This window comes from Rhabdothermus arcticus, from assembly GCF_055382915.1.
In genome coordinates this window covers 234060-260282 of record NZ_AP043808.1, presented here as the reverse complement: position 1 = coordinate 260282, position 26223 = coordinate 234060, and the positions used below count along the sequence as shown (strand labels likewise).

At 68.2% G+C, this 26223-nt stretch carries 28 protein-coding genes; 10 read left to right on the top strand and 18 right to left on the bottom strand.

Going from position 1 to position 26223, the window contains the following annotated elements; translation table 11 throughout:
• Positions 1-3: 3 nt before the first annotated feature.
• Genes ACZ48Y_RS01465 through ACZ48Y_RS01425 form a run of 9 tightly spaced genes read right to left on the bottom strand, consistent with a single transcriptional unit; the run spans position 4 to position 8310 of the window.
• Positions 4-627 (bottom strand): V-type ATP synthase subunit D, encoded by a 624-nt coding sequence (locus ACZ48Y_RS01465; RefSeq protein WP_464741455.1) that lies wholly within the window; start codon positions 625-627, stop codon positions 4-6.
• A 9-nt stretch (positions 628-636) separates the two neighbouring features.
• The gene (locus tag ACZ48Y_RS01460) at positions 637-2046 is read right to left on the bottom strand and encodes a V-type ATP synthase subunit B (RefSeq protein WP_464741453.1); all 1410 of its coding nucleotides are present in this window, start codon (positions 2044-2046) and stop codon (positions 637-639) included.
• A gap of 9 nt (positions 2047-2055) precedes the next feature.
• Positions 2056-3792 (bottom strand): V-type ATP synthase subunit A, encoded by a 1737-nt coding sequence (locus tag ACZ48Y_RS01455; RefSeq protein ID WP_464741451.1) that lies wholly within the window; start codon positions 3790-3792, stop codon positions 2056-2058.
• Between the two features lie 13 nt (positions 3793-3805).
• The gene (locus tag ACZ48Y_RS01450; RefSeq protein WP_464741449.1) at positions 3806-4132 is read right to left on the bottom strand and encodes a V-type ATP synthase subunit F; all 327 of its coding nucleotides are present in this window, start codon (positions 4130-4132) and stop codon (positions 3806-3808) included.
• On the bottom strand, positions 4129-5106 hold the full coding sequence (locus ACZ48Y_RS01445; protein WP_464741447.1) for a V-type ATPase subunit: 978 nt from the start codon (positions 5104-5106) through the stop codon (positions 4129-4131). The genes ACZ48Y_RS01450 and ACZ48Y_RS01445 overlap by 4 nt, the downstream gene beginning before the upstream one ends.
• Positions 5107-5108: 2 nt before the next feature.
• Positions 5109-5675, bottom strand: coding sequence for a V-type ATP synthase subunit E (locus tag ACZ48Y_RS01440; protein WP_464741445.1), 567 nt, complete (start codon positions 5673-5675; stop codon positions 5109-5111).
• Positions 5676-5710: 35 nt separating this feature from the next.
• Positions 5711-6007: a F0F1 ATP synthase subunit C gene (locus ACZ48Y_RS01435; protein ID WP_464742762.1), complete on the bottom strand. Its 297-nt coding sequence runs from the start codon at positions 6005-6007 to the stop codon at positions 5711-5713.
• A gap of 21 nt (positions 6008-6028) precedes the next feature.
• Positions 6029-7999, bottom strand: a complete 1971-nt coding sequence (locus ACZ48Y_RS01430) for a V-type ATP synthase subunit I (protein ID WP_464741443.1) — start codon at positions 7997-7999, stop codon at positions 6029-6031.
• Positions 7996-8310, bottom strand: coding sequence for a V-type ATPase subunit subunit G family protein (locus ACZ48Y_RS01425; protein WP_464741441.1), 315 nt, complete (start codon positions 8308-8310; stop codon positions 7996-7998). The genes ACZ48Y_RS01430 and ACZ48Y_RS01425 overlap by 4 nt, the downstream gene beginning before the upstream one ends.
• 115 nt (positions 8311-8425) lie before the next feature.
• Between ACZ48Y_RS01425 and ACZ48Y_RS01420 the strand changes: the two genes are divergently transcribed.
• Genes ACZ48Y_RS01420 through ACZ48Y_RS01385 form a run of 8 tightly spaced genes read left to right on the top strand, consistent with a single transcriptional unit; the run spans position 8426 to position 15777 of the window.
• On the top strand, positions 8426-9571 hold the full coding sequence (locus ACZ48Y_RS01420) for a class I SAM-dependent rRNA methyltransferase (protein ID WP_464741439.1): 1146 nt from the start codon (positions 8426-8428) through the stop codon (positions 9569-9571).
• Positions 9572-9575: 4 nt separating this feature from the next.
• The gene (locus ACZ48Y_RS01415) at positions 9576-9788 is read left to right on the top strand and encodes a DUF3248 domain-containing protein (RefSeq protein ID WP_464741437.1); all 213 of its coding nucleotides are present in this window, start codon (positions 9576-9578) and stop codon (positions 9786-9788) included.
• A complete protein-coding gene (locus tag ACZ48Y_RS01410; RefSeq protein WP_464741435.1) occupies positions 9788-10222 on the top strand; it encodes a DUF3809 family protein in 435 nt (144 codons plus the stop codon). Before ACZ48Y_RS01415 ends, ACZ48Y_RS01410 begins: the two co-directional genes overlap by 1 nt.
• A gap of 32 nt (positions 10223-10254) precedes the next feature.
• Positions 10255-10932 carry a metal-dependent hydrolase gene (locus tag ACZ48Y_RS01405; protein ID WP_464741433.1) on the top strand — a complete coding sequence of 226 codons (678 nt, stop codon included), beginning with the start codon at positions 10255-10257 and terminating at the stop codon, positions 10930-10932.
• On the top strand, positions 10929-11780 hold the full coding sequence (locus ACZ48Y_RS01400) for a serine/threonine-protein kinase (RefSeq protein ID WP_464741431.1): 852 nt from the start codon (positions 10929-10931) through the stop codon (positions 11778-11780). Before ACZ48Y_RS01405 ends, ACZ48Y_RS01400 begins: the two co-directional genes overlap by 4 nt.
• Positions 11777-13708 (top strand): AMP-binding protein, encoded by a 1932-nt coding sequence (locus ACZ48Y_RS01395; protein ID WP_464741429.1) that lies wholly within the window; start codon positions 11777-11779, stop codon positions 13706-13708. The genes ACZ48Y_RS01400 and ACZ48Y_RS01395 overlap by 4 nt, the downstream gene beginning before the upstream one ends.
• A complete protein-coding gene (locus ACZ48Y_RS01390) occupies positions 13705-14148 on the top strand; it encodes a DUF123 domain-containing protein (RefSeq protein ID WP_464741427.1) in 444 nt (147 codons plus the stop codon). Before ACZ48Y_RS01395 ends, ACZ48Y_RS01390 begins: the two co-directional genes overlap by 4 nt.
• Positions 14149-14157: 9 nt before the next feature.
• Positions 14158-15777 carry a dynamin family protein gene (locus ACZ48Y_RS01385; RefSeq protein ID WP_464741425.1) on the top strand — a complete coding sequence of 540 codons (1620 nt, stop codon included), beginning with the start codon at positions 14158-14160 and terminating at the stop codon, positions 15775-15777.
• Positions 15778-15816: 39 nt separating this feature from the next.
• Here the strand turns inward: ACZ48Y_RS01385 and ACZ48Y_RS01380 are convergent, their stop codons facing one another.
• From ACZ48Y_RS01380 to sdhC, 4 genes are read right to left on the bottom strand one after another with little or no spacing between them, the layout of a single operon-like run.
• Entirely contained in the window at positions 15817-16518 is a 702-nt protein-coding gene (locus tag ACZ48Y_RS01380) for a succinate dehydrogenase iron-sulfur subunit (protein WP_464741423.1), read from the bottom strand.
• A gap of 8 nt (positions 16519-16526) precedes the next feature.
• Positions 16527-18266, bottom strand: a complete 1740-nt coding sequence (gene sdhA, locus ACZ48Y_RS01375) for a succinate dehydrogenase flavoprotein subunit (protein ID WP_464741421.1) — start codon at positions 18264-18266, stop codon at positions 16527-16529.
• Positions 18267-18276: 10 nt separating this feature from the next.
• Complete coding sequence (locus tag ACZ48Y_RS01370; RefSeq protein ID WP_464741419.1) at positions 18277-18672, bottom strand: succinate dehydrogenase hydrophobic membrane anchor subunit; 396 nt, start codon at positions 18670-18672, stop codon at positions 18277-18279.
• Between the two features lie 5 nt (positions 18673-18677).
• Positions 18678-19037, bottom strand: coding sequence for a succinate dehydrogenase, cytochrome b556 subunit (gene sdhC, locus ACZ48Y_RS01365; RefSeq protein WP_464741417.1), 360 nt, complete (start codon positions 19035-19037; stop codon positions 18678-18680).
• Between the two features lie 291 nt (positions 19038-19328).
• Here sdhC and speD point away from each other — a divergent pair, with 291 nt between their 5' ends.
• Positions 19329-19769, top strand: a complete 441-nt coding sequence (speD, locus tag ACZ48Y_RS01360; protein ID WP_464741415.1) for an adenosylmethionine decarboxylase — start codon at positions 19329-19331, stop codon at positions 19767-19769.
• A gap of 42 nt (positions 19770-19811) precedes the next feature.
• Here the strand turns inward: speD and ACZ48Y_RS01355 are convergent, their stop codons facing one another.
• The 5 genes from ACZ48Y_RS01355 to gmk are packed head-to-tail and all read right to left on the bottom strand — an operon-like array spanning position 19812 to position 23128.
• Entirely contained in the window at positions 19812-20399 is a 588-nt protein-coding gene (locus ACZ48Y_RS01355) for a MarC family protein (RefSeq protein WP_464742760.1), read from the bottom strand.
• Between the two features lie 35 nt (positions 20400-20434).
• Positions 20435-20893, bottom strand: coding sequence for an arginine repressor (gene argR / locus ACZ48Y_RS01350; RefSeq protein ID WP_464741413.1), 459 nt, complete (start codon positions 20891-20893; stop codon positions 20435-20437).
• A gap of 35 nt (positions 20894-20928) precedes the next feature.
• On the bottom strand, positions 20929-22122 hold the full coding sequence (gene coaBC / locus ACZ48Y_RS01345) for a bifunctional phosphopantothenoylcysteine decarboxylase/phosphopantothenate--cysteine ligase CoaBC (protein WP_464741411.1): 1194 nt from the start codon (positions 22120-22122) through the stop codon (positions 20929-20931).
• Positions 22123-22125: 3 nt separating this feature from the next.
• Positions 22126-22425 (bottom strand): DNA-directed RNA polymerase subunit omega, encoded by a 300-nt coding sequence (rpoZ, locus tag ACZ48Y_RS01340; protein ID WP_464741409.1) that lies wholly within the window; start codon positions 22423-22425, stop codon positions 22126-22128.
• The gene (gene gmk, locus ACZ48Y_RS01335) at positions 22406-23128 is read right to left on the bottom strand and encodes a guanylate kinase (RefSeq protein WP_464741407.1); all 723 of its coding nucleotides are present in this window, start codon (positions 23126-23128) and stop codon (positions 22406-22408) included. The genes rpoZ and gmk overlap by 20 nt, the downstream gene beginning before the upstream one ends.
• Before the next feature lie 139 nt (positions 23129-23267).
• Between gmk and ACZ48Y_RS01330 the strand changes: the two genes are divergently transcribed.
• A complete protein-coding gene (locus ACZ48Y_RS01330; protein WP_464741405.1) occupies positions 23268-26165 on the top strand; it encodes an adenosylcobalamin-dependent ribonucleoside-diphosphate reductase in 2898 nt (965 codons plus the stop codon).
• Positions 26166-26223: the final 58 nt, after the last annotated feature.

The following is a 26223-nucleotide window of genomic DNA, read 5'->3' as shown; positions in this document are numbered from 1 at the left end:
CCGTTAGCCGCGGCTTTGGGCCTCCATCTTGCTCTTGATCTTCTTGAGGCGGAAGTTGTCCTCGCGCTCGCGCTGCTCCAGAACCTGGCGGATGTAGCGCACCTGGTGGTCGAGGTCGGGGATCACCACCTGCTCGAGGGCGTTCACCCGGCGGGTGGTCTTCTTGATCTCCTCACCGATCCGCCGCAGCCGGGTCTCGGTGTTCGCCACCTCGACCAGGGCCTCGGCGAAGGCCCGGAAGGCCCGGGCCGCGGCCAGGGTCTGCCCGCCGGTGGCCACCGGGCTCACCCCTGCCCGCTCCGGCCAGGCGACGCGCAAGCGCGGGACCTTGGTGCCCCAGACGTTCTCCACCTCGGCCTCGACCTTGGAGACCGCGGGCACGCCGAGGGCGACCGCCTCCACCTCCTCCGGACCGTCGAAGGCCTTGGCCAGAAAGAGCGCCAGGTAGGCTTCCTTGGCCGACGCGGCCAGCGCCTCGCGGGCCTTGAGGGTGTCCCCGACCAGCTCGAAGAACTCCGAGACCAGCGCGTCGCGCTTTTTCTTCAAAAGGTCCGCCCCCTTCTCCGCCAGCTTCTTTTGATTCCGCTTTTGGAGAAGGGTCATGCGGGTGGGGCTGATCTGCTCCATACCCCCTCCCTAGGCCTCGGCGATCGCGAAGTCCTCGAGCTTGAACTTGCCGTAGTACTGCTCGATGTATTTCTTCGAGATGCGCGAGAGCGCGGACTCGGGCAGGATCGAGAGCAACGCCCAGGAAAGGTTGAGCGACTCCTCGATGCTGCGGTTTTGCTCCCTTTGGTTGAGGAAGTACTTCTCGAAGGCGTCGGCGAAGGCCAGGTACTTGCGGTCGGCCTCGGTCAGGGCGTCCTCGCCGATGATCGCCACCAGGCGGCGGATGTCCACGCCGGTGGCGTAGGCCGCGTAGAGCTGGTCCGCGACCTGCTTGTGATCGGCGCGGGTCTTGCCCTCGCCGATCGCGTTGTTCATCAGCCGCGAAAGCGAGGGGAGGGGATCGATCGGCGGGTAGATGTTCTTGCGGTGCAGCTCACGGGAGAGCTGGATCTGGCCCTCGGTGATGTAGCCGGTCAGGTCCGGCACCGGATGGGTGCGGTCGTCGTCGGGCATCGAGAGGATCGGGAACTGGGTCACCGAGCCCTCCTTACCCACGATCACCCCGGCGCGCTCGTAGATCGTCGCCAGGTCGGTGTACATGTAGCCGGGGTAGCCGCGGCGGCCGGGCACCTCTTCGCGCGCCGCCGAGACCTCGCGCAGCGCGTCGCAGTAGTTGAGCATGTCGGTGAGGATCACCAGCACGTGGTAGTCGTGCTCGAAGGCCAGGTACTCGGCGACGGTCAGCGCCATCCGGGGGGTGAGGATGCGCTCGATCGTGGGGTCGTCGGCCTTGTTGAGGAAGAGGACGCTGCGCGAGAGGGCCCCGGTGCGCTCGAACTCATTGACGAAGAAGGAGAGCTCGCGCTGCGTGATCCCCATCGCGGCGAAGACCACCGCGAACTGCACGTCCTCGCCGGGCACCGTCGCCTGACGCGCGACCTGCGCCGCGAGCTCGTTCGCGGGCAGCCCCGAGCCGGTGAAGATGGGCAGCTTCTGGCCGCGCACCAGGGTGTTCATCACGTCGATCGCGGAGATGCCGGTCTGGATGAACTCCTCGGGCTTGCGCCGGGCGACCGGGTTGATCGGCTGGCCGATGATCGGCAACCGCGCTTCCGGGGTGACCGGGGGGAGGCCGTCGATGGGCCGGCCGATGCCGTTGAAGCGCCGGCCGAGCATCTCCCTGGAGACGCCGAGCCGGGCCACGTCCTCCACCAGGCTGACCGTGGTCGTGGCCAAGTCCAGCCCAGTGGTCTCCTCGAAGACCTGGATCACCGCGAACTCTTCGGAGACCTCGATGACCTGGCCACCGCGCCGGTGCCCCTCGCCGTCCACGATCTCCACGATCGCGCCGTAAGCCAGGTCCGAGGCGTTTTGCACGAAGAGCAGCGGCCCCGAGATGTAGGTGGTCGAGGTGTATTCCTTTTTCAAAAGGTCCATGCTGCCTCCTTAGGCCGGGGTAGCAAACGCGGACTGGATCTCCGCGAGCACCTCGTCGCGGTAGGCGTCGAACGCATCCTCGGGCACGTAGCGAGCCCGGGCGATCTTCTCCACCACCGGCGACTGGAGGATCTCCTCGACGGGGGTGCCCGCGCGAATCGCAGCCTCCGCCGCCCGGTAGAACTCGAGGATCAGGGTCATGATCCCGTAGGCCTTCTTCAGCGAGCAGTAGGCGTCGACCGGATCGAAGGCGTTCTGCTGCAAGAAGCCCTCGCGGATCAAGCGCCCCACCTCGATGATCAGGCGCTCGGCGTCTTGGAGCGCGTCGGGACCGACGAGCTGGACGACCTCCTGGAGGTTGGCCTCGCGCTGCAGGAGCTCGCTGATCGCGGCCCGTTTCTCGGGGTAGTCCTCGGCGACGTGGGTGCGGTACCAGGCCTCGAGCGCCGGGGTGTAGAGCGAGTAGGAGCCACTCCAGTTGATCGCCGGGAAGTGCCGCCGGTAGGCGAGCGAGGCGTCCAGCCGCCAGAAGGCGCCGACGATCCGGAGGGTGGACTGGGTGACCGGCTCGGACATGTCGCCGCCCGGGGGGCTCACCGCGCCCACGATCGAGACCGCGCCCTGGTCACCGGCCAGGCTGATGGTGCGCCCCGAGCGCTCGTAGAAGGCCGCAAGGCGCGCCGCCAGGTAGGGCGGGTACCCTTCCTCCGCGGGCATCTCCTCGAGCCGCGAGCTGATCTCACGCAGCGCCTCCGCCCAGCGGCTGGTGGAGTCCGCCATCAAGGCCACCGCGTAGCCCTGGTCGCGGAAGTACTCGGCGATCGTCACCCCCACGTAGATGCTGGCCTCGCGGGCGGCCACCGGCATGTTCGAGGTGTTCGCGATCAGCACCGTGCGGTGCATCAGCGGGCCACCGGTCTTGGGGTCCTCGAGCTCGGGGAACTCGACCAGCACGTCGGTCATCTCGTTCCCGCGCTCACCGCAGCCGACGTAGATCACGACGTCGGCGTTGGACCACTTGGCCAGCGACTGCTGGGTCACCGTCTTCCCCGAGCCGAAGGGGCCGGGGATCGCCGCGGTGCCGCCCATCGCTAAGGGAAAGAGCACGTCGAGGATGCGCATCCCGGTCAGGAAGGGCTCGTCGGGGTCCAGCTCGCGGCGCACCGGGCGGGCCTTACGCACCGGCCAGGTGTGGTACATCTTCAGCTCGGTGCCGTCCTCGAGGACCGCGACGACCTCCTCGACGGTGTACTCCCCTTCGGGCTTGACCTCCTTCACCCGGCCGCGGACGCCTGGGGGCACCAGGATCTTGTGGGTGAACTGGAACTCGGGGACGGTGCCCAACACGTCCCCGCCACTCACCTCGTCGCCGGGCTTGACCTTCGGGGTCCAGGCCCAGGTCCGCTCCCGGTCCAGCGCCGGGACGAAGATGCCCCGCCCGATGAAGGCCCCGGTGCTCTCCTTGATCTTGTCCAGGGGGCGCTGCACGCCGTCGTAGATCGAGTTCAGCATCCCCGGACCCAGCTCCACCGAGAGGGGGATGCCCAGGCTCTGTACCGGTTCGCCAACCTGCAGGCCGGAGGTGTCCTCGTAGACCTGAACGAACGCGGTGTCGCCGTCCAGGCGGATGATCTCGCCAAGGAGGCCCTCCTTGCCCACCTTGACGATGTCGTACATCCGCGCCCCGTGCATGTTCTTGGCGATGACCGCGGGGCCGGCGATCTTCTTGATGATTCCTTGCTGCATCGTTCCTCCCATCCTAAAGCTTGACCTCGTAGCCGATCGTGGACTTGACGAGGCGGCGCATGTAGGCCTTCATGTCCTCGCCCTCCTCGCCGAAGGCGAAGCTAAGCGAGGGGAAGGGCAGCACCACCGGCAGGTCCCGGCCGCGCATCTCGCGGGCCACGGCGGCCAGCGGGTCTTTGATCAGGCCCTCGTCCACCGCCAAGAGGACCAGGTCCGTTTCCTGGACCAGGGCCTTCAGCTTCTCGAGCGCCTCCTCGGGGCTCGTGGCCTCGTACGCGGTAATCCCCGCCAGGCGGAAACCGGAGGCGCTTTCGGGATCGGTCAGCACCGCGAGCTTCACGCGCAGGTCACCTCCCCTTCCACCGCGGCCGCGGGCAGGGCGTAGTAGGCCCTGCGGGCCAGGAGCCGGACGCGCGCCCCCTCCCACTCCTTTTGGCGCACGTAGGCCAGCACGAACCCGGGACCCAGGGGGTCGAAGCGTCCCCGGCGCGCGCGCTCGAGCAGAAAGCAGCGGGCGAGCCGCTCGAACTGGGAGAGGTCCGCCACCTCCTGGAACGGGCTCAAGGGGGTGGTCGCGAGCTCGGAAAGCGCCCCGGTCTCCCCTTGCGCGACCCGGGCAAAGAGGGAAAGCCCCACGTAGACCCCGCCGGGCACGAAGTAGGCCTCGGGTTCCTCGGCGATACCCTGAGCCGCGAGCTTGAGCGCGGTGCCCAGGTTAAGCAGATCGACCTCGAGGCGGAAGTACGCGCTCAAGAAGTCAGAAATCCCCTTCGCCTGACGCACGGCCTCGGCGTAGAGCGCGCGGTCGAGGACCACCTCGGCCTTCTGAGGGTCGCCGATCTTCGCCGCCTCGCGGAGGGCCTTGGCCAGGGGGTGGCCCGGCAAGACCAGGAGCTGGGCCATCGTGGCCAGGTCCGGGGCCTCGAGCATGGCGTTGAGCAATACCTCCGGAAGGGTGCCGCCGATCAACCGGGCGCGCGCTTCCTCCGCGGGGCGACCCGCGACCTTGGCGCGCAGGATCGTCTTCAGGTTGAGCAGGTCCGCGCGCAAGAAGAGGAGGCGCACGGCCTCCCGGGCCTCGCCGCTGGCCAGCTTGGGGAGGTCCGCGACCCGCTCGGCGAAGTGGCGGCTGACCGCGTGGTCCACGTCCAAAAGCCCCTCGCCAGCCAGGTGCTGGCCGTAGGGGGTCTCCGCCAGGGAACGTAGAAAGTCCGGGTATTCGGCCCGAAGGGCTTCGCTAAAAAAGGTCTCCGGTAAGAGCTCGGCGCTCCTTGCGCGGACTCGGGCCCCCAAATACCCAAAGTCGTCGGCCACGGCTACCCCCACAGGAGCTTAGCCACCTTGGCAGCCAGCTCGTCCCAGCCCCGCTCAAGGCGCGCGGGGAGGGTGTTTTCCACGTAGGTGTTCGCAGAGGCGGACCAGACACGAACCCCCAAGCGAACCTCGGGGTTCGCCTCCAGGGTCAGCCCCTTGGTCTTCGCCCAGCCCTCGAGCCGGGCGACGTCCTCGGGGTGCGCCTCGACCTTCGCGGGTTCGGAAACGCCCCGCACCGCCTCCTCGGCGAGCTTTTCGAGGACCTCCCCGTAGGCGGGGTCGCGGTCGAAGGCCCGGATGCGCTCCAGGGCCTCTTCCCGCACCCGCTCGATGACCTCGCCCTTGGCCTGCATACGGGCGGTGGTCACCTTGAGCTCGGCGGCGCTTTCGGCCCGGGTCAGCGCCGCGCGGCGCTCCGCCTCCAGCTTGCGCTCGGCCTGGGCGATGATCCGCTGGGCCCGCGCTTCGGCCTCCGCGAGGATCGCCTTTGCCTTTTGTTCGGCCTCCGCGAGAATCGCTTCGATCTCGCGGAGGACCTCTTCCTGGAGGATGTTCTCCAGCTTAGACACGTTCGCTCCTTATGCGGCGCCTGAGGCGCCGGCGATTACATCTTGCCGAGGAGCAAGAAGGCCAAGAGGAAGCCGAAGATCACCAGGGTTTCCGGCAGCAGCAGGAAGATCAGGCCGGTACCGAACATGCTCGGCTTCTCCGCCACCGCGCCCACCGCGGCCGCGCCGATGCGCGACTGCGCCCAGCCGGTGCCCAGCGCGGAAAGGCCGATCGCCAGACCCACGCCGATCGCAATCAAGCCGTTGGAGCCACCGCTCGCCCCCGCGTTCTCCGCAGCGAAGGCCAGCGCACCGAGAACCATCATCCCAAAGAGCACCAAGAACTTTTTCATCATCGTTCCCTCCTTCTTTGCTTACGCACCCGCGTCGTTGCGGACCGACTTGAATGGCCGGTAAGGCCGTCCCGACTCGTCGTAGAAGCCGAACTTGGTGAAGAACTCCACCCAGATCAAACGTACGGGCTGGAGCACGTGGCCGATCAGGGTCAGGGTCAGGACCAGCGCGTGCACCAGCAGGCCGACGACGAGCCCCAAGAGGATGCCGAGCAAGCCAAGCTTGTCGGCAATGGCGAAGCCGAGGTCCGTGGAGAGGTTGGCCATGATGGCCCCGGTCACCCCCACGGCGTAGATACGCACGTAGCTGAGCATGTGACCGCCCTGGGTGGGAAGCTCGGCGACCATCAAGGGCATTCGCGCCAGGACCGCCCCCACCAAGAGCAGGGCGAAGCCCGCCCACATCACCAGCGAGAGCAACGGACCGCTGGCCCCGGTTTGGGACATGTAGGCGAGGACGATCAACCCCACCAACCCTCCGATGTAGCCCACCGCCTCCCAGAAATGACGGGGGTGGTGGTGCCGGTAGCCCAGCTGGGCGCGCACGGCGAGACCAAAGAGCACCATGAAGACGCCAAAGAGGATGCTGACCAGGATCAAGAGCCCGGCGGTGGTGGAAAGGGTCCTGGGCAGCAGGATCGGCAGGAGGCCGGCCTCGCCGTGGCCAGGGACGTAGAAGACACGGAGATGCTCCAGGAAGTTCCCGAAGAACTCGCCGTAGAGCACGCCGAAGACCACCGTCCAGGCGATCATCGGACGGAGGATACGGGTCACCTGATCGAGCAGGCTCGGGGGGAGCCGAAAGCCGAGGAAGTCCACCGCCAAGGTCTCTTTGCGCTCGACGTAGCCCTGTAAGAAGCGGTAGCCGAGGATGAAGAGCAGGGCGTAGCCGATGTCCCCGACGATCATCCCAAACCAAAGCGGGAAGAAGGCCCAAAGCACCCAGGTGGGGTCCCAGGTGCCGTACTTGGGAATGTTGAGGAAGGTGACCAGGAGCTCGAAGGGCTTGATCGCCGGCGGGTTGTCCAGGGTGACTGGGACGCGGTCCGCCTCGTGGTGTTCGTCGACCGGCTCGAAGGCGTAGACCACCTTGTCCTTCAAGCGATCGAGCGCCTCCTCGACCTTGGGCTTAGCCTTGACCGGTACCCAGCCAAAGAGGCCGAGGGAAAAGCGTCCGCTGGCCAGGACCTCGAGCGCCCGCAGCCGGTTGATCTCGTCCTTGGCCCGGGTCCAGATCGCGTTCAGCCGGGAGACCGCCTCCTTGCGCAGCCGCTCGATCGCGGCACGCACCTCTTCGAGCTCAACGGGGACGGCCTTGAGCCGTTCGGCGATCTTCATCTTGGCCTGACGCAGGGTGAGCCCCGCATAGGGCCCGCTCAGCTTGAACGCCGCGAGCCCAAGCTTGCTCAAGGCGCCTCGCGCGGCCTCGGCCTCTTTCTTGAGGACCACCACCACCGCGGCCAAGAACCCGTCAGCGGGGCCGTGGGCGAGGGCGTAGCGTTCGGGCAACGCCTCGTCGAGCGCAGCCTTGAGCTCGTCAAGGAGGGCTTCCTTCTCCAAGAGCACCGGGATCAGGGCCAGCCAGCGGCTCTCGTCCAAGCCCTGGCTGAGGTCGGCGAGCACCTCGACGGGCTTCGCGTAGAGCTGCAAGAACGCCTGCTCTTCCTCGAGCCGTTCCCGCTCGGCGGCCAGCCCCGCGGCCTTTTTTACGATCGGCCGGACCTCGGCCTCGAGGGCTTCAAAGGTTCCGGAAGCGGGCTTGGCCGGGGCGGCCTCCGCGCCGAGGAGCCGCAGCGTTTGCTCGATGTCGGAGGCGAGCCCCTCCCAGGCCCTGAGCGCCCGGCGCTCCTCTTCGGAGAGCCGGTAGCCCTGGAGCGCTTCGAGCCGCAGGGTGTCGAGGTGCACCACCCCGGCCCGCTGCAGCTCCACGAGAAGCTCGTGGGCCAGGCGCCTGGGCCCGGCAACCACCAGCTTCTCCATCGGAGCGATCACGGCAAAACCCCCTCCACCACGGCGTTGACCGCCTCCTCAAAGCGGGCCTCGGCCTCGGCCTTGATCTTCTCCGCCTCTGCCTCGGCCTTGGCCTCGGCTTCGGCGAGGATGCGCTCCACCTGTTTTTGGATCTCGGCGCGACCTTGCTCGAGCAGACGGGCCGCCTCCGCGTTCGCCTCCTCGAGTATGGCCGCGGCCTTCTCCTCGGCCTCGCGCACCTTGGCCTCAGCGGTACGACGGGCCTCTTCTAACTTTTGTTCAAGCTCGCGCTCGCGCTCCGCGAGACTCTTGATAAGTCCTAGGCCATGCATCGGGTCTCCTTCCCGGGCACAGAACCTGGCCCGATACGCCCCGGGGCATAATACTGGGGGCCCTCTTCAAGTGTCAACGCGCACAAGCGTCGTGCGCCGAGTAGACTGGCTCAGCGTGAGCATCGAGGTCAACGCCCGGGGTGCGCGGCGGCTCTTGGCCCGCCATCCCTGGGTCTTTCAAAGCGACGTGATCCGGGGCCCCGCGCGCCCCGGGCTCTACCCCGTTTTCCACCGTGGCCGCTTTTTGGCCCTGGCCCTCTTCAATCCCCAAACGACGCTGCAGGTCCGGGCCTACGCCTGGCGGCCCGGTGACCCCCTCGCGCGCTACCTGGAAAACCTGACCGCGGCCATCGCACGCCGCACCGTGCCCGAGGGTGAGGCCCGGCGCCTGGCCTTCGCCGAGGGCGACTTCGTGCCCGGGCTGATCGCCGACGCGTACGCCGGGCACGTCGTCGTGCAGACCTCGGCGGCGGCCCTCGAGCCCCACGCCGAGGCCTTGGCGAAAAAGATCGCCGAGCTGTATGGCGCCAAAAGCGTGCTTCTAAAAAACGACGCCCGGGGCCGCGCGCTCGAGGGCCTCCCCCGTTACGTGCGGGCGGTGAGCGGCGAGGTGCCGGACGGGGTCTGGGTGCGCGAAGGCACGCTACGCTACCGGGTCCGCCTGCGGGAAGGCCAGAAGACTGGGGCCTTCCTGGACCAGCGGGAAAACCGCCTCTACGCGGGGGCGCTGGCCGCAGCGCGGCGCCCCCGCCGGGCCCTCGACGTCTTCAGCTACGAGGGGCTCTTCGGCCTTCAGATCGCCCGCCACGCCGAGGCGGTCTGGCTGGTCGACCAGTCCCGGGAAGCCCTGGAGAACGCCCGCGCAAACGCCGCCGCCAATGGCCTTGAAAACCTCCACTACGTCGAGGCCAACGCCTTCGACTTCCTTCGCCAGCAACGGGGCCCCTTCGACCTCATCGTGCTCGACCCGCCGTCCTTCGTGCGCAAAAAGGCCGACCTGGAACGGGGCCTTGCGGCCTACAAGGAGATCAACCTGCGGGCCATGCGCCTGCTCGCCCCGGGCGGGATCCTCCTCAGCGCCTCCTGCAGCCAGCACGTGACGCTACCGCTGTTTGAGGAGACCCTGCGCCAGGCGGCCGGGGACGCGAAGCGCAGCCTGCGCCTCATCGCGCGCCGGATGCAGGCCGAGGATCACCCGGTCCTCCTGAACGCGCCGGAGACCGGCTACCTTAAGCTCCTGGTGCTCGAGGCCGTAGGATAAGGCCGTGAAGGCGACGATCGAACAGCTCCTCGAGCTCGGCGAGCATCTCGTCTGGCAGATCGGCAAGGCCGAGTCCGAGGACGTGCTGGTGGTGCGGGTAGGGACCGCTTCGAAAACCCCGAAGTTCGGCGAACTCCCCCGCCTGGCCTCGGTGCCCGAACCCGAGGCCGAGGCCCTCCTGAAGGCAGGGAAGCTTCGGGTGGAGTGGGTCGAGTAATGCGGCTCGAGCACCATTTTGGCTTCGAGGTCGAAGGCCCCGCCGAGCTCCTCGCCGCGCCGGAACGGGTCTTTGCCCGGCTCCCCGGCCTCGCCGACCTCAAACGCCAGGGCGAAGAGGTCTCCGGCAAGCTTTGCGGCGAGGCCCGGCTCCTGGGCAAGTTTTGCTTTCCCTTCAAAAGCCGGCTCGCCTGGGGCGAGCCGGTGACCCTCACCCCCCTCCCCCTCCCCGGCGAGCGATTTTGGGCCGAGCTCGGGGGCGAGGCCCGCGCCGAAGGCAGGCGCCTCGTCTACCAGGTGCGCCTGGTCCTCCACGCCGAGCTCCCCGAAGGGGAGAAATGGGGGGTGCGCGCCTTTCGGCGCATGGCCGAGGCGGCCCTGGAAAACGCCCTTGCACGCAGTTTATCCGCGCTCCCCAAACGCCTTCGGGTCTGATACAGTGCAAGACGAGGCTAAAGGAGGTCGTGATGGTGGAGGTTCGTTTTCTAGGGCACGCGGCGACTTGGATCAAGGGCGCGGGCGTCAACGTCCTGATCGACCCGTTCTTGAACGGCAACCCGGTGGCGGCGATCGGGCCCGAGGAGGTCGAGGCCGACTACATCCTCCTGACCCACGCCCACGGCGACCACTGGGGGGACACCGTGGCCATCGCCAAGCGCACCGGCGCCACGGTGATCTCGACCTTCGAGATCGCCACCTACGCGGCCAAACAGGGCGTCGAGACCTGGGCGATGAACATCGGCGGGCAGTACGCCCTTCCCGAGGGTCGCGTGAAGTTCTTCCCCGCCTGGCACTCCTCCTCCTTCCCCGACGGCACCTACGGCGGCATGCCGATGGGGGTGCTGGTGGAGCTCGAGGGCAAGCGGATCTACCACGCCGGGGACACCGCGCTCTTTTCCGACCTGCGCCTGGTCGGGGAGGAAGGCGTGCACGTCGCCCTGCTCCCGATCGGCGACACCTTCACCATGGGCCCGGACGACGCCCTCAAGGCGCTCGAGCTGATCCGCCCCCAGGGCGTGGTGCCGATCCACTACAACACCTTCCCGCCCATCGAGCAGGACGGCGAGGCCTTCGCTGAACGCGCCCAGGCGCTGGGCTTCGAGGCCTTCGCCCTGAAACCCGGGGAAAGCCTGCACCTGGAATGAGGCGCGACCTTCGCCGCCGGGACTTCCGGCTTGAGATGCTCCTGGGGCTGGGAAAGACCGCCCAGGTCTTCCTCGCCCGGGGTCCCGACGGCGAGGCGGTGGCCCTCAAGATCCCCCGCCGCGAGGTCAAGGAGGACCCCAAGCTGGCCGAGCGCTTCGCCCGCGAAGTGCGGCTTTCGATCGGGCTTTCTCACCCGCACATCGTCAAGGGCCTCGCCGGACGCCCCTACGGGAACGAGGCCTTTTTGGCGCTCGAGTACTTCCCCGAGGGCAGCCTGGAGGACCGGCTCAAGCGGGGACCGCTCTCCCGCGAGGAGGCGGTGCGCGTGCTCAAAGGGGTGGCCGCGGCGCTGAGCTACCTGAAGAAACTGGGCATCGTCCACCAGGACGTCAAGCCAGCCAACCTCTTCCTCGACGGACACACCGTCAAGCTCGGCGACTTCGGGGTGGCCTTCACCCGCGAGGAGATCCCCCTGGAGCGGGCGGGCAGTCCTTTTTACATGGCACCGGAGCTCTTTTTGGGCCAGCAAGCGAGCCCCGCTTCCGACGCTTACTCGTTTGGCGTTTTGGCCTTTGAGCTGCTCGTCGGCCGCCGTCCCTTCTACGGGGAAACCTTCGAGGAACTCAGGACCGCCCACCTCACCACCGTCCCCCGGCCCCCGAGCAGGCTGCCCAGCGAGGTGCAAAGGGCCCTGCTTGGCCTCCTGGAAAAAGACCCCAAGGCCCGGGCCCCGATCGAGGCCTTTCTCGGCGCCCTCAAGGCCCTAGATCAGCCCGCCCCGGCCAAGCCTGTAAACAAGCAACCCGAAAAACGCCGTCGCTTTCGTTTCTTTTGGAGGAAGCCATGAAACCCGTCTGGTACCCCTCGCCGGAATACACCGAAGGAAGTTGGCTCGAGCGCCTGATGCAAGCGCTCGAGGTCCAGGACTACGACGCCCTCTACCAGCGCTCGATCGAGGCCCCGGACCGGTTCTGGCAGGCCACGCTCGAGCAGATCGGCGTCGAGTGGTTCAAGCCTTACGCGCGCTTCGTCGACCTCTCGAAGGGCCCGGCCTGGCCGGAGTGGTTCGTGGGCGGCGAACTCAACCTGGCCCACGTCGCGGTCACCCAGCACCTCAAGCGCGGGCGCGCCCAGCAGCTCGCCCTGATCTGGGAGGGCGAGGACGGCGCGGTGCGGCGCTTCACCTACCGGGAGCTCGAGCTCGCGGTCAACCAGGCCGCGAACGCGCTGAGCAGCCTGGGCGTGGCGGCCGGCGATCGGGTTGGCCTCTACATGCCGATGATCCCGGAGACTGCGATCGCCGCGCTGGCGGTGGCCAAGCTGGGCGCGATCATCGTCCCCATCTTCTCCGGCTACGGGGCCAGCGCGGTGGCCACCCGCCTCGCCGACGCCGGGGCCAAGCTGCTGATCACCGCCGACGGCTTCTTCCGCCGCGGCCGCCCGGTGGAGATGAAGACCGCCGCCGACGAGGCCCGGCGGATGGCCAAAACGCCGCGGGCCCTGGTGGTCAAGCGGCTGGGCAGCGGGGTGCCCTTCGACGGCGAGCACGAAGTCTGGTGGCACGAGGTCGTCGACGGCCAGCCCAAGCGGTTCGAGAGCCGGCGCATGGGAAGCATGGACCCCTTCATGCTGATCTACACCTCGGGCACCACCGGCAAGCCCAAGGGGACGGTGCACTACCACGCCGGCTTCCCCTTGAAGGCCGCCCAGGACATGGCGCACCTTTTCGACCTGCGCCCCGGCGAGGTGATGTTCTGGTTCACCGACATCGGCTGGATGATGGGCCCCTGGGCGATCTTCGGCAGCCTCATCCTCGGGGGCACGGTCTTCCTCTACGAGGGAGCCCCCGACTACCCGGGCCCGGACCGGCTCTGGGCGATGATCGCCCGCCACGGGATCACCCACCTCGGCATCTCCCCCACCCTGGTCCGCGCCCTGATGCCCCACGGCCCGGAGCCGATCGCGCGCCACGATCTCGACGCGCTGCGCGTCCTGGGCTCGACCGGGGAACCCTGGAACCCCGAGCCCTACCTCTGGTTCTTCCGCCACGTGGGGCGGGAGAAGGCCCCGATCATCAACTACTCCGGGGGCACCGAGGTCGCCGGGGGGATCCTGGGGAACGTCGTCTTCCGGCCCATCAAGCCCGCCGGGTTCAACACCGCGGTGCCGGGGATGAAGGCCGCGGTCCTCGACGATCGCGGGCAGCCGGTCGTGGGGCAGGTCGGCGAGCTCGCGGTGCTCGCCCCCTGGCCGGGGATGACCAAGGGCTTTTGGAAGGATCCGGAACGCTACCTCAAGACCTACTGGAGCCGCTTTGAAGGCGTCTGGGTCCACGGCGACTGGGCGATGATCGACGAGGAGGGCCACTGGTTCATCCTGGGCCGCTCCGATGACACCCTGAAGGTCGCGGGCAAGCGGGTCGGGCCGGCGGAGATCGAGTCCGCGGCGGTCGCCCACCCCGCGGTCAAGGAGGCCGGGGCGATCGGCGTGCCCCACGAGGTCAAGGGCGAGACGGTGGTCCTCTTCGTGGTGCTCAACCCCGGGTACACCCCGAGCGAGGCCCTGGCCGAGGAGATCAAGCAAAAGGTCGCCGAGGCCCTCGGCAAGCCCCTCACCCCGGAGCGGGTGCTCTTCGTCCCCGACCTGCCCAAGACGCGGAACGCCAAGGTCATGCGCCGCCTGATCAAGGCCGCCTACCTGGGCGAGCCCACCGGCGACACCTCAGCGCTGGAGAACCCCGAGGCCCTCGAGGCCATCGCCGCCACCCGCGGGTGAGCGCCTACCTCCTGGGCCTGGCGGCGAAGGCGCCCCTGACGCTCTGCTACGGCGCCCGTCAGGAGCGCCTTTCGGCGGGCGAGCACCTCTATTTGGGCTCGGCCCGGCACAGCCTCGGGGCCCGGCTGAAGCGCCACGCCCTGCGCCTCGAGGGCCCGCCGCACCCGCTGCTCGCGGCCCTCCAGCGAGCCTTTCCCACCGCCAGCGCAAAAAAGGTCCGCCTCTTTTGGCACGTCGATCGGCTGACCGAGGCCCCGGAGGTGGCGGTGCTCGCCGCCTGGACGTTCCCGGAACTCGACGAGGCCGCGCTCTATCGCCAGCTGCTCGCGTGGGGCGGGGTCCCGGTCCTTCCTGGGTTCGGGGCCAGCGACCGGCCGGGGCACCGAAGCCACCTCTTCGCCCTGCCCTTCTTGCGGGTCCCCAGGGCGCCGATTGGGTAGGGTAAGGCCGTGGAGACCGTGGAACTCGCCCGCCGGGCCAGGGCCGTGCGCGAGCTGCTCACCTCGGGCCTGACCCGGCTCGCGCAAAGCGGGCTGGACCCGAGTCCCATCGCGCAAGCCCTCGAGGACCTCGAGGGCCCGTTCCTCATCGTGGTCGCCGGGGAGTTCAACGCCGGGAAGTCCTCGCTCTTGAACGCCCTCTTCCGGCGGCCCCTCCTCAAGGTCGGGGTGACCCCGACGACCCAGCGCCTCCTCCTTTTGGAATACGGCGAGACGCTGGAGGAGGCCCCCCTCGACGCGGACCTCGTGCGGCTCACGCTGCCCGAGCCCTTGCTGAAGACCGTGCGCTTCGTCGACACCCCGGGGACGAACGCCATCATCGCCCGCCACCAGCAGATCACCGAACGCTTCCTTCCCCGGGCCGACCTCTTGCTCTTCGTCACCAGCGCCGACCGCCCCTTTACCGAGAGCGAGCGCCGCTTCCTCGAACAGGTCAAGGCCTTCGGCAAGAAGATCGCCCTGATCGTCAACAAGATCGACCTGCTGGACGAAGCCGGCCGGGACGAGGTCGCGGCCTTCGTCCGCGAAGCGGCGGAGCGAACGCTCGGCCTGACCCCCCCGATCTTTCTGGTGAGCGCGAAGACCCTAGAGGGCCTCGAGGCCCTGGAGGAGCACATCCAGCGCCTTCTGGAAACCGAGGCCAGCCGGATCAAGCTGGGCGCCCCGCTCGGGGTGTTGGTCCAGCACCTTCAAGCGGCGGCGGCGCGGCTCGAGCAGCGACGCGCCGAGCTCGACGAGGCCCTCGCCCGCTGCCGTGCCCTGGAGGCCCTCTGGGAGCGGCACGCCCGCCAGACCGAGGAAACCTTCTCGGGGCAGCTGGCCGCGCTTGGCGAGGTCTTCCGCGAGATCGAGGCCCGGGGCGAGCGCTGGTTCGACGCGCACCTGCGCCTTTCCCGGATCCTCGAGCTCCTCAACGCCAAGGCGGTCGAGGCCAGCTTTCGCGAGGCGGTGATTGCCGACGCCGAGGCCCGCCTCTCGGGGGCGATCGCCGAGGCCCTGGCCTGGATGGCCCGGCGCGAGCGGGACCTCTTGGCCGCCGCGCTGGCCTTCCTCGAAACCCAGGCCCCAAGCCCGGACGCCACCGAGCCCGACGCCCTCACGCGGCGGGTGGAGGCGGCCCTCGAGGGCTTCTCCCCGACCAGCGAAGCCCGGCTCATCCAACAGGAGGTCGAGGCCGCGCTTCGCGCCACCGCCCTCGCCGAGGCCGGCGCGGTGGGGCTCGGCGCGGCGATCGCCCTCCTCTTGCACGGCCTGGCGGCCGACGTCACCGGGCTCACCGCCGGGCTGGCCGCCGCGGTGCTCGGGCTTTCCGTGCTCCCCCGGAGGAAGGCCCGGGCCCTGGCGCGCTTCAAGGAGCGGCTTGCCGCCGTCGAGGACGAGCTCCGGCGGGTGCTGCACGCGACCCTCGAGGAGGAACTGAGGCGCAGCAAGGAGCGCTACTTCGCCCTCTTTGCCCCGGTCTGCGAGGCCAAGGCCGCGGAACATCAGGCCCTGGCCGACCAGCTCGCCGCGATCGAGGCCCTGATCCAGCGCGCGAGGGCCTTAAAGGCCGAGCTGGAAAACGCCTGAGGGGCCGGGGCGCTGCCCCGGCCCCTCAGGTCAAGACGGCTACATCTCGCCGAACATGATCGCCCGCTTGACCTCCTCGATGAGCTGGGTCACCGGGATCTCCCGCGGGCAGGCCTCGGTGCAGTTGTAGGCGGTACGGCAGCGCCAGACCCCGCCGGTCGAGCCCAGCGCGGGGAAGCGCTCATAGGCCCCCTGGTCCCGGGAGTCGAAGATGAAGCGGTGCGCCTGCACCACCGCCGCCGGGCCGATGTAGGTGCCGTTGACCCAGAAGACCGGGCAGCTCGTGGTGCACGAGGCGCAGAGGATGCACTTCGTGCCCTCGTCGAAGATCGCCCGTTCCTCGGGGCTTTGCAGCCGCTCCCGCTCGGGGGGCGGCGCGTCGTTGATCAGCCACGGCTTGACCTGGCGGTAGGCCTTGAAGAACGGCTCCATGTCCACGACCAGGTCTTTTTTCACCGGCAGCCCGCGGATGGGCTGGACCTCGATGACGTCGCTGTTGAGGTCCTTGACCAAGGTCTTGCAGGCCAGGCGGTTGACGCCGTTGATCATCATGGCGTCGGAACCGCAGATCCCGTGCCCGCAGCTCTTGCGAAAGGCCAGGGTGCCGTCGGTCTCCCACTTCACCTTGTGCAGGAGGTCCAAGACCCGGTCCATCGGCTCGGCCTCGAGGCGGTAGCTCTCCCAGTGCGGCCGGGCGTCCTTTTCCGGGTTGTAGCGCAAGATCTTGAGCGTAATCTGCATCGCCCCTCCTAGTAGACCCGCGGCTTCGGCTCGAACTTGGTGATTACCACCGGCTTGTAGTCAAAGCGCACCTTACCGTTGCCTTCCTTGTAGACCAAGGTGTGCTTGAGCCAGTTCTCGTCGTCGCGCTCGGGATAGTCCTCGCGGGCGTGGGCCCCCCGGGACTCCGTGCGGTTCTTCGCCGAGTGCACCAGGGCCTCGGCGTTCTCCAGGAGGAACCCGAGCTCCAAAGCCTCGATGAGATCAGCGTTGTAGCGCATCCCCTTGTCCTGGATGACGACGTTCCGATAGCGCTCGAAGAGCTCCTTCAGGATCTCGACCTGCCGCCCCAGGGTCTCCTCGGTGCGGAAGACCGAGGCGTTGTCCATCATCGTCTCCTGCAGGTCCTTGCGGATCGCGAAGGGGCTCTCGCCCTTGGCCCGGGACTTGATGCGCTCGATCTCCTCCTTGGCCGGCTCGGCGGCATCCGGCGGCAGGTCCTCGAAGGGCTCCTTGAGCGCGTGGCGCGCCGCCGCCAGCCCGGCCCGACGGCCGAAGACCACCAGGTCACCGAGGGAGTTCGTGCCCAGGCGGTTGGCTCCGTGAAGGCTGACGCAGGCCGCCTCGCCCGCGGCGTAGAGGCCGGGGATCACGGTGTTCTGGCCGTCCTTGATGACCTCGCCGTCGAGGGTGGTGGGGATCCCACCCATCGCGTAGTGGGCCGTGGGGACCACGGGGATCGGCTCCTTGGTGGGGTCCACGCCCAGGTAGGTGCGAGCGAACTCGGCGATGTCCGGGAGCTTGACCTCGATGATCTCGGGGTCCAGGTGGGTCAGGTCGAGGCAGATGTAGTCCTTGTTGGGACCGCAGCCCCGGCCCTCCTTGATCTCGATGTACATCGCCCGGCTGACCATGTCGCGGGGGGCCAGGTCCTTGATCGTCGGCGCGTAGCGCTCCATGAAGCGCTCGCCGTTGGCGTTGCGCAGGATCCCGCCCTCACCGCGGGCCCCCTCGGTGACCAGGATGCCCAGGCGGTAGAGGCCGGTGGGGTGGAACTGGTAGAACTCCATGTCCTCCAGGGGGATCCAGCCCTTGCGGTAGAGGATCGCCTGGATGTCCCCGGTGAGGGTGTAGGCGTTGGAGGTGACCTTGAACATCCGGCCAAACCCGCCTGAGGCGATGACCACGGACTTGGCCTGGAAGGTGTGGAGCTCCCCGGTGGCGAACTCCAGCGCCACCGCCCCGATCGCCCGGCCGTCCTCGGAGAAGATCAGGTCCAGGACGTGGAACTCGTTGTAAAAGCGAATGCCCTGCTTGACCGACTGCTGGTAGAGGGTCTGCAGGATCATGTGGCCGGTGCGGGCGGCGGCGTGGCAGGCCCGGGCCACCGGGGCCTTGCCCCACTCCTTGGTGTGCCCGCCGAAGCGCCGCTGGGCGATGCGTCCATTGGGCAGGCGGTCGAAGGGGAGGCCCATGTGCTCGAGCTCGATCACCGCGTCGATCACCTCGCGGGCGAAGACCTCAGCCGCGTCCTGGTCGGTCAGGTAGTCCCCGCCCTTGACGGTGTCGAACATGTGCCACTCCCAGTGGTCCTCCTCGACGTTGCCCAAGGCCGCGCCGATGCCACCCTGGGCCGCGCCGGTGTGGGAGCGGGTGGGATAGAGCTTGGAGATCACGCCGACGTCGGCCCCGCGGTGCGCCGCGTAGAGCGCCGCGGTCAAGCCCGCACCGCCGGCCCCGATCACGAGTACGTCGTGTTGGTGCGCCATGCCTTCCTCCTTAGGCCGCGGGGCGGTACTGCCAGCCCCAGAGCGAGAGCGTGCCGAAGACCATCACCACGAAGATCAGCGTGTAGATCACGACCTTCGTCCAAACCCGGGCCCGGGGGCTCGCGACGTGATCGTCGATCACGTAGCGCAGCCCGTTGGTCCCGTGGAGCATGGCCAGCGAGAGCAAGAGCCAGTTGTAGAGCTTCCAGGTGACGCTCGAGAGGTTTTGCGCCACCACGTCGTAGCTCAGGTCGTGATGGAAGTTAAAGAGGACCGCGCGCCAGTAGAGGTGCCCTAGGACCAAGAAGACCAAGAGCACCCCGGAGACGCGCATGAAGACCCACCACGCGAGCTCGAGGTTGCTGGTGGAGAGGCGCTTGGCCTCCTCGAACTTCCGCGCCCGCATCGCCATCACTCACCCCCGGTGAATACGTGTTTGAGCATGATAAAGAGCATTGGAAACCCGATCACCACGTAGAGCGCCCAGACCCCGTACCAGAGCTGGCGCTGCAGGCGCACCCCCCAAGAGGTGAAATCCATCAGGATGATGCGCAGCCCGTTGAGGGCGTGGTAGAGCACCAGCGCCGCCACGCCGACGAGGCCCAGGCCGAAGATCGGGTTGGCCTCGAACGCGATCAGCGCGTTGAACCACTTGGGCCCGAACATCGCGCTGGAGATCTCGGTGACGTGCAGGATCAAAAAGAGCAGGATCGCGATCCCCGAGATCCGGTGCAGGTAAAACGCCCATTGGCCTTCTCTACCGCGGTACATATCGCCTCCTTTTCCGCCCCCTAGTTTAATCACCCTCATGCGAAAAATGTCCCCGACACACCCCGGGGGTGTATCCCGAAGGCCCGGGCAGATTTTTACGGGCCCCCGGAAAAATCTCAAAGCAAAACCGCGGCGGCCTCGTTTCCCGACCGATATCGTTCAAATTGCACTTTTCCTGGCCCCTCGCTCGCGAAGATTTTGACAATCCCGCCCAACGATCTTGACACCCCTACCCCGGGAATCGATAATGGGGTTCTGAGGGGCGACCGGCCCCGGAAGGGAGGCAGCGCGTTGGAGCTCTTTGGCTTCGGACCCCACCTGATGATCGACGGCTACGACGCCAACCCCGAGCGGTTGGCCGACAAGGACCTCATCTACCGGGTCCTTGACGAGCTTCCCGAAAAGATGGAGATGACCAAGGTGCTCCCGCCCTCGGTCTTCGAGTACCCGGGGCAGACCGAGGAGGACACCGGGCTGACCGGCGTGGTGATCATCGCCGAATCGCACATCGCCATCCATACCTTTCCCAAGAAGCGCTTCATCAGCGTGGACATCTTCTCCTGCAAGGACTTCGACCTGAAGACCGCCCTCGACGAGCTGGTCAAGGCCTTCGAGATCGGCCGCTACGAGACCTACCTGGTCAACCGGGGCAAGGAGTACCCCAAGGACGCCCAAGAGGCCCGGATGATCCTGGAAGGGGAGCGGGAGTACCTCGAGGCCCGCGTCGGCTAGCCCACGCGCGCGCCGGGTTGCGGGCCGTCGCGCCCGCTTTTTTTACGTCCAGAGCAGGAGCACCCCGTCGATCACGAACTCCACCGCCAGCGCCGCCAGGAGGATGCCGAGCACCCGGGTGACGACGTTCACCCCGGTGCGCCCCAGGACCCGGGCGATCCAGCGGCTGGCCAGGAGGGCGAGGTAGGCCAGGGCGAGCACCGAGAGCCCCGCCCCGATCACCAACCAGACCCCGAGCAGCGCCCTGCGCGCCTCGCCGGTCAGCACCAGCACGCTGGCCAGGGCACCGGGACCGACGAGCAGGGGAACCGCCAGGGGGAAGACGCTGATGTCCTCCCTGAGCCGGGCCTCGGCCTCCTCCTCCGGGGTTTCCCGCTCGCGATGGGCGAAGACCATGTCCACCGCGATCTTGAGCAGGAGCACCCCCCCCGCGATGCGAAAGGCTTCGAGACGGATCCCCAAATAGCGCAACAGCGGCTCGCCGAAGAATGCGAAGAGGACCAGGAGGGTGGCCGCGATCTGCACCGCCCGCCGGGCGATCTGAGCCTGCTCCCTCGGCGGGCGTCCGGCGGTCAGGGCGAGGAAGACCGGGGCCAGCCCGATCGGGTCCATGACCACGAAGAAGGTCATGAACGCCTTGACGAAGAGACCCAGCGGGTCCAACGCTAGACCATCATCTCGGAGAAGTAGTCCTCAAGGCGGCGGGCGGCCTCGAGGTTTCGCCCCACGACCAGGATCGTGTCCTCCCCGGCCAGCGTTCCCACCAGATCGTCGTTCTCCAGCCGGTCGATGAGGAGGGCGATCCCCGCCGCGTGACCGGGCGCGGTGCGGATGACCAGGATGTTCTCCCCGCGGTCCACGTCGCGCACGAACTCCTTGAAGCGCCGCCGGAGGTCGGCCTCGAGGTCCTCCTCCAGCTGGATCGGGGCCAGGGCGTACTTGTGCTTGCCCCGTCCCAGGGGCACGCGCACCAAGCGCAGCTCGCTGATGTCCCGGCTGACCGTGGCCTGGGTGACGTTGAACCCCTCCTCGCGCAGGCGGTCCACCAGCTCCGCCTGGGTGGCAATCTCCTCCTTGGCGACGATCTCACGGATCTTTTTATGGCGCAGTTCCTTGGTGGTCACGGAGTAGACCCTCCTATCCCGGGTTTTAAACAAGATTATACGCTCCCTTGCATAAGTCTAAGCAGCCGGTCCAAGAGCCAGTGCGAAATTTCGCGCTTCGTGGCCAGGCCCGAGGCCTCGGTCCGCCCGTCGGGATGGATGAGTACGACCTGGTTGGTCTCCCCGCCAAAGGCGGTGCGGGGATCGGTGGGGCGGTTAAGGGCGATCATATCCAGGTGTTTCTTCTTGAGCTTGGCGTAGGCCCGGTCCAGCCCCCGCTCGGTCTCCATCGCAAAGCCCACCAGCTTTTGATGGCGCTTTTTTTCGCCCAACTCGGCGAGGATGTCGGGGTTGGCGACGAGACGGAGCACCCGCGCCTTCCCGCCCTTGGCCTCCTTCTCCGCCGCCGTCCTCTCCGGACGCCAGTCGGCGACCGCCGCGGCCATCAGCACCGCGTCGACCTCGTCGAAGCGTTCGAGCACCGCCCGGTGCATCTCCAAGGCGCGCTCCACGCGCACCAGCTCGACGCCGAAGGGCGCAGGGAGCTGGGTGGGCCCGCTCACCAGGACCACCCGCGCGCCGCGATCGCGCGCAGCCTCGGCGAGGGCGTAGCCCATCTTTCCCGAGGAGGGGTTGGAGAGAAAGCGCACCGGGTCCAGGTACTCCCGGGTCGGCCCGGCGGTGACCAAGAGCGTCCTATTCGCCAGGTCCTTGGGGGTCAGGCAGAAGCGAACGTGCTCGACGAGGGCCTCGGGCTCGAGCATCCGCCCCTCCCCCGGGGCCTCGTCGACCGCGGCCATCGCCCCCACCGTGGGCCCGGCGACGCAGGCGCCGCGGGCCTTCAACGTCGCGAGGTGGGCCTGCACCGCGGAGTGCTGCCACATCGCGGGGTTCATCGCCGGAGCCAAGAGCAGCTTGGCCCGGCCCGCGATCAGGGTCGCCGCGAGGAGGTCGTCGGCGCTCCCCGTCGCGGCCTGGGCCAGGATGCGGGCGGTGGCCGGGGCGACCAGGATCAGGTCCGCCCAGTCGGCGAGCTCGAGGTGCAAAGCGCGCCCTTCCGGGGCGAACCAGCGCACGTCGGTCGCGACCGGCTCCCCCGCGGCCAGCGCCAGCGCGGTCTCGGTGGTGAAGGCCAGGGCCTTCTCACTGGCCAAAGCCCGCACCGAGAAGCCGGCCTCGCGCAGGCGCCGCAGCAAAAAGGGCGCCTTCATCGCCGCGGCCCCGCCGCCGACGGCCACCAGGACCCGCATCGCTTATGCCTCTTCTTCTTGCGGGTAGAGCTGTTCCAAGAGCTTGCTCAGCCGGTCCTCCGGGACGAGGTCCTCGCCGACGACCAGCCGTCCGGTGAGCAGCTCCTTCATTGCCCAGGTCACCGGGTTGGGGTCCGGGACCTCGCCCTCCAGGGTGCGCATCTTCGGCCACTCGCGGGGCTCCAGTACGGTGTTCTTGAAGTTGAACTGCAAGAGCTGCCGCGCCCGCTTGGCGACGACCACCGTCAGGCGGTACTTGGAGTCCACCTGTTCCAGAAGCTGGTCAATGCCCGGTTCCGCCATGTTGCACCATCCACCTTTCCATCTCGATCAGCTCTTCTTCCAGCAAGGGATCGGTCGCAAGGGCCCGATCCAGCCAGTCCGTCCGCTTGCCAAAGCGTAACCGCTCCGCCTGGACCACCGCCAGGAGGTCCGTGAGCGCGTCGTAAAGGACGTCGTTGACCACCAGGTAGTCGAAGCCCAGGGTCTTGGCCTTCTCAAGCTCGGTGCGAGCACGCTCAAGGCGCCGCTGGATCTCCTCGATCGAGGTCTCGTTGAGGACCCGGCTGCGCAGCAGAAGGCGCCGTTTCAGCTCGCTCAGCGAAGGCGGGGCGATGAAGATGAAGGCCCCGTGCCACTTGAGCTCGGCGACCCGACGCATGACCTGCTCCGCGCCCTGGATCTCGATCTCCAAGAGCACGTCCTCGCCGCGCATCAGCCGCTTTTCGACGGGCGCGAGGGGGGTGCCGTAGCGGTGGCCGACGTAGGTCGCGTGCTCGAGGAAGGCCCCGGCCTCGACCAAACGGGCAAAGGTCGCCTCGTCCACGAACCAGTAGTCGATCCCATGCCGCTCCCCGGCTCGGGGCGGCCGGGTGGTCATCGAGACCGAGTAATAGAGCTTGACGCGCTCCATCAACCGCTTGACCAGCGTGCCCTTGCCTACGCCGGAGGCCCCAGTGATCACGAACAAGGTTCCTTGCGCCACGCGCCCCTCCCAAGCGGCCATCCTAGCAGAGCCCGCCGCTTCCCGGGAAATCCCGGGTAGAATTGTGACGCATCGGCTTGTCCCCAACCCCTAGATCTTGTACCTTCTAGCAATAGGGAACCGATATGTAGTGCTATGAAGGTCCCGAGGAGGATGATCCATGTTTGACGAACACGCCATCGCCATCGCCAAACGCCAGTACATGCAGCCGGGGGATCGCGACGTCTACGGCATGTTCCGCCGGGTCGCCGACTGGGTCGCGCTGGCCGAGCCCGAGGCCGAGCGTGCGCGCTGGGCCCAGGCCTTTTACGAGCTCATGGCCAACAAGCGCTTCTGCCCCGGGGGGCGGGTGCTCGCCGGCGCCGCCACCGCCCATGGCAACGTCCTCAACTGCTTCGTCCAGGGGGCGACGCAACACCCACCGGAGCGCCTCGAGGGCATCATGGAGGTGGCCCGGAAGCTGGCCCTGGTGACCAAGGTCGGCGGCGGCAACGGCGTCAACCTCGACCCCTACCGCTCCGCGCCCAGGGCGCCGAGCCGGGACGCCTCGGTCCGGGGCTTCGCCTACATGCGCTCGGACCACAAGGACGTCGAGGACTTCATCCGCGGCCTGATGCGCCCCTCGACCAACCCCGACGGGGAGAAGGAGCCGCACGCGGTGCGCAACTGGACGCGGGTGATCTACGGTCCCCTCTCCCCGGAGATGGCGGCGCTGGCCCGGCAGCACGGGGTACTGACCGTGCGCGAGCGGCCCGCGGGCGTCATCGAGATCGAGGACGACATGGGCGGCATCATGGACGCCGCCGCCGAAGCCGTGCGCCGCGCGCTGGCGGGGGAAGAGCCCCACGTGGACTTCTCCAACCTCCGCCCCGAGGGCGCCCCGGTCAAGAGCTCCGGGGGCACCGCGAGCGGGCCCACCAGCTATCTGATCGAGATCTACGACAACTTCCTGGAATGGGCTTCCCTCGGCGGGCCGACGGCGGGGCCGGTGGCCACGCTGCGCTACGTCTACGCGCCGGTGCTGCGCGTGGTGCGCCAGGGCGGGACCCGTCGCGGCGCCGGGATGGCCACCCTCGAGGTCAACCACCCCGACCTCTTCGACTTCTTGACCGCCAAGGACCTCGACCGCGAGGCCGCCGAAGGGGACATCTCGACCTTCAACATCTCGGTGCTGATCACCGACCGCTTCGTCGAGGTGCTCGAGGCCGACGGCCTCTGGCCGATCCAGCCCCGGGAGATCCCGGGCAAGTACTACCCGGTCTTCTTGAAGGAGCCCTACCAGGGCCTGATCCCGGAGATGCCCGAACGCGCCGACGGTGCCCGGCCGATCCCGGTGTTCGAAGGCGGGGTGCCGGCGAAGTGGATCTGGCACGAGATCGCCTGGCATGCCTGGGCCACCGGCGAACCGGGACTCATCTTCATCGATCGGGTGAACGAGAAATCGGCCCTCAAGGGGCTGGGGGAACGCTGGCAGATCCGGGCCACCAACCCTTGCGGGGAGATCCCGCTGACCGTCGGCGAGCCCTGTGACCTGGGGGCGATGAACCTTGCGGCCTACGTCAAGGACGGCGGCTTCGACTTTGAGGCCTTCAGGCGCGACGTGCGCACTGCGGTGCGCTTCCTCGACGACGTGCTCGACGTCAACCACTTCGTCCTCGAGGACAACCGCGTCGCCTCGCAGACCCTGCGGCGACTGGGCCTCGGGGTGATGGGCCTCGCCGACGCCCTGATCAAGCTGGGGCTGCCCTATGACAGCGAGGAAGCCCGGGCGATGACCGGCCGGATCATGGACGCGATGCGCGAAGAGGCCACCGCGGCCTCCGAGGCGCTCGCCGAGGAACGCGGCGTCTTTCCGCTCTACGCCGAGCACGAGGACCACTTTAAAAGCTTAGGCATCCGCCCCCGGCGCAACGTCGCCCTCCTCACCGTGGCCCCGACTGGCACCACCAGCATGCTGATGGGCGTCTCCTCGGGAATCGAGCCGGTCTTCGCCCCCTTCGTCTGGCGCCGCATCGGCGGGGAGTACAAGGCCCTCGTCCACCCGCTCTTCAAGGAGCTCCTCGAGACCTACCCCCCGCACCCCGAGTTCGCCAAGGACGGGGGCTGGGACCTGGAGAAGGTGGTCGCCAGGATCCAGGAGAACCACGGCTCCCTGCAGGGGCTGGACTTCATTCCCCAGCCGCTACGCGACGTCTTCAAGGTCGCCCACGACATTCATCCCCTGGACCACGTGCGCATGCAAGGGGTGGTGCAGCGGGCCTTCGACCGCGAGGGCTACGTCGGCAACTCCCTCTCCAAGACCATCAACCTCCCCCACGAGGCCGGGGTTGAGGATGTCGAGGCCGCTTACACCGAGGCCTACGCCACCGGGTGCAAGGGCATCACCGTCTACCGCGACGGCAGCCGCGCCTTCCAGGTGATCAGCACCAGCAAGACCGAGGAAAAGAAGGCTGAGACGCCCGAGGCCCCCAAGGCCACCCCGCGCCCGGACAACCCGGCCCCCGCTGCCCGCCCCTTCGGCCAGCCGGTCTTCGAGCGCTCGGGGCGCCTCTTCGGCTTCACCGACATGGTCAAGCTCACCGCCTCCGACGGCACCCGCTACGGCTACCTGATCACCGTCAACATGCAGGGCGCGCACCCGGTAGAGGTCATCCTCACCACCGGTAAGGCCGGGGACGAGCAGAACGCCGACGCCGAGGCGCTCGGCCGGGTGGTCTCGATCGCCCTGCAATACGGGGTGCCGCCCGAGGCCCTCATCCACACCCTGCGGGGCATCAACGGCGGGCTCTACGGCAGCTACTTCAAAAAGTTCGTGGCCAGCAAGGGAGACCTGATCGCCCTGGCCCTGGAACAGGCGCTCAAGCTAAGCGGCGAGCATCCCATGGCCACGAAGGCCGAGGTCAAGCAGGAAGCGCCGGCCCCGGCGGTGAAGGTCGAGGTCCCCGCCGGCGGCCCCCAGGCCCACGAGGGGCCAAGCTGCCCCGAGTGCGGCGGCCCGGTCAAGGTCGAGGACGGCTGCCTGACCTGTGAGGTCTGCGGCTGGTCCAAGTGCGGGTAAAGGCCGCGCGCTTCCCAGGCACCGGCCCCGGGGCCGGTGCCTGGGGTTAGGCCCAAGG

Bases quoted from the DNA above. Each gene is read 5' to 3' on its own strand.
- ACZ48Y_RS01465 (WP_464741455.1), bottom strand. From the start codon at position 627: ATGGAGCAGATCAGCCCCACCCGCATGACCCTTCTCCAAAAGCGGAAT.
- ACZ48Y_RS01460 (WP_464741453.1), bottom strand. From the start codon at position 2,046: ATGGACCTTTTGAAAAAGGAATACACCTCGACCACCTACATCTCGGGG.
- ACZ48Y_RS01455 (WP_464741451.1), bottom strand. From the start codon at position 3,792: ATGCAGCAAGGAATCATCAAGAAGATCGCCGGCCCCGCGGTCATCGCC.
- ACZ48Y_RS01435 (WP_464742762.1), bottom strand. From the start codon at position 6,007: ATGAAAAAGTTCTTGGTGCTCTTTGGGATGATGGTTCTCGGTGCGCTG.
- ACZ48Y_RS01425 (WP_464741441.1), bottom strand. From the start codon at position 8,310: ATGCATGGCCTAGGACTTATCAAGAGTCTCGCGGAGCGCGAGCGCGAG.
- ACZ48Y_RS01410 (WP_464741435.1), top strand. From the start codon at position 9,788: ATGCGGCTCGAGCACCATTTTGGCTTCGAGGTCGAAGGCCCCGCCGAG.
- ACZ48Y_RS01405 (WP_464741433.1), top strand. From the start codon at position 10,255: ATGGTGGAGGTTCGTTTTCTAGGGCACGCGGCGACTTGGATCAAGGGC.
- ACZ48Y_RS01400 (WP_464741431.1), top strand. From the start codon at position 10,929: ATGAGGCGCGACCTTCGCCGCCGGGACTTCCGGCTTGAGATGCTCCTG.
- ACZ48Y_RS01395 (WP_464741429.1), top strand. From the start codon at position 11,777: ATGAAACCCGTCTGGTACCCCTCGCCGGAATACACCGAAGGAAGTTGG.
- ACZ48Y_RS01380 (WP_464741423.1), bottom strand. From the start codon at position 16,518: ATGCAGATTACGCTCAAGATCTTGCGCTACAACCCGGAAAAGGACGCC.
- sdhA (WP_464741421.1), bottom strand. From the start codon at position 18,266: ATGGCGCACCAACACGACGTACTCGTGATCGGGGCCGGCGGTGCGGGC.
- ACZ48Y_RS01370 (WP_464741419.1), bottom strand. From the start codon at position 18,672: ATGCGGGCGCGGAAGTTCGAGGAGGCCAAGCGCCTCTCCACCAGCAAC.
- sdhC (WP_464741417.1), bottom strand. From the start codon at position 19,037: ATGTACCGCGGTAGAGAAGGCCAATGGGCGTTTTACCTGCACCGGATC.
- ACZ48Y_RS01355 (WP_464742760.1), bottom strand. From the start codon at position 20,399: ATGACCTTCTTCGTGGTCATGGACCCGATCGGGCTGGCCCCGGTCTTC.
- coaBC (WP_464741411.1), bottom strand. From the start codon at position 22,122: ATGCGGGTCCTGGTGGCCGTCGGCGGCGGGGCCGCGGCGATGAAGGCG.
- rpoZ (WP_464741409.1), bottom strand. From the start codon at position 22,425: ATGGCGGAACCGGGCATTGACCAGCTTCTGGAACAGGTGGACTCCAAG.
- gmk (WP_464741407.1), bottom strand. From the start codon at position 23,128: ATGGCCGCTTGGGAGGGGCGCGTGGCGCAAGGAACCTTGTTCGTGATC.
- ACZ48Y_RS01330 (WP_464741405.1), top strand. From the start codon at position 23,268: ATGTTTGACGAACACGCCATCGCCATCGCCAAACGCCAGTACATGCAG.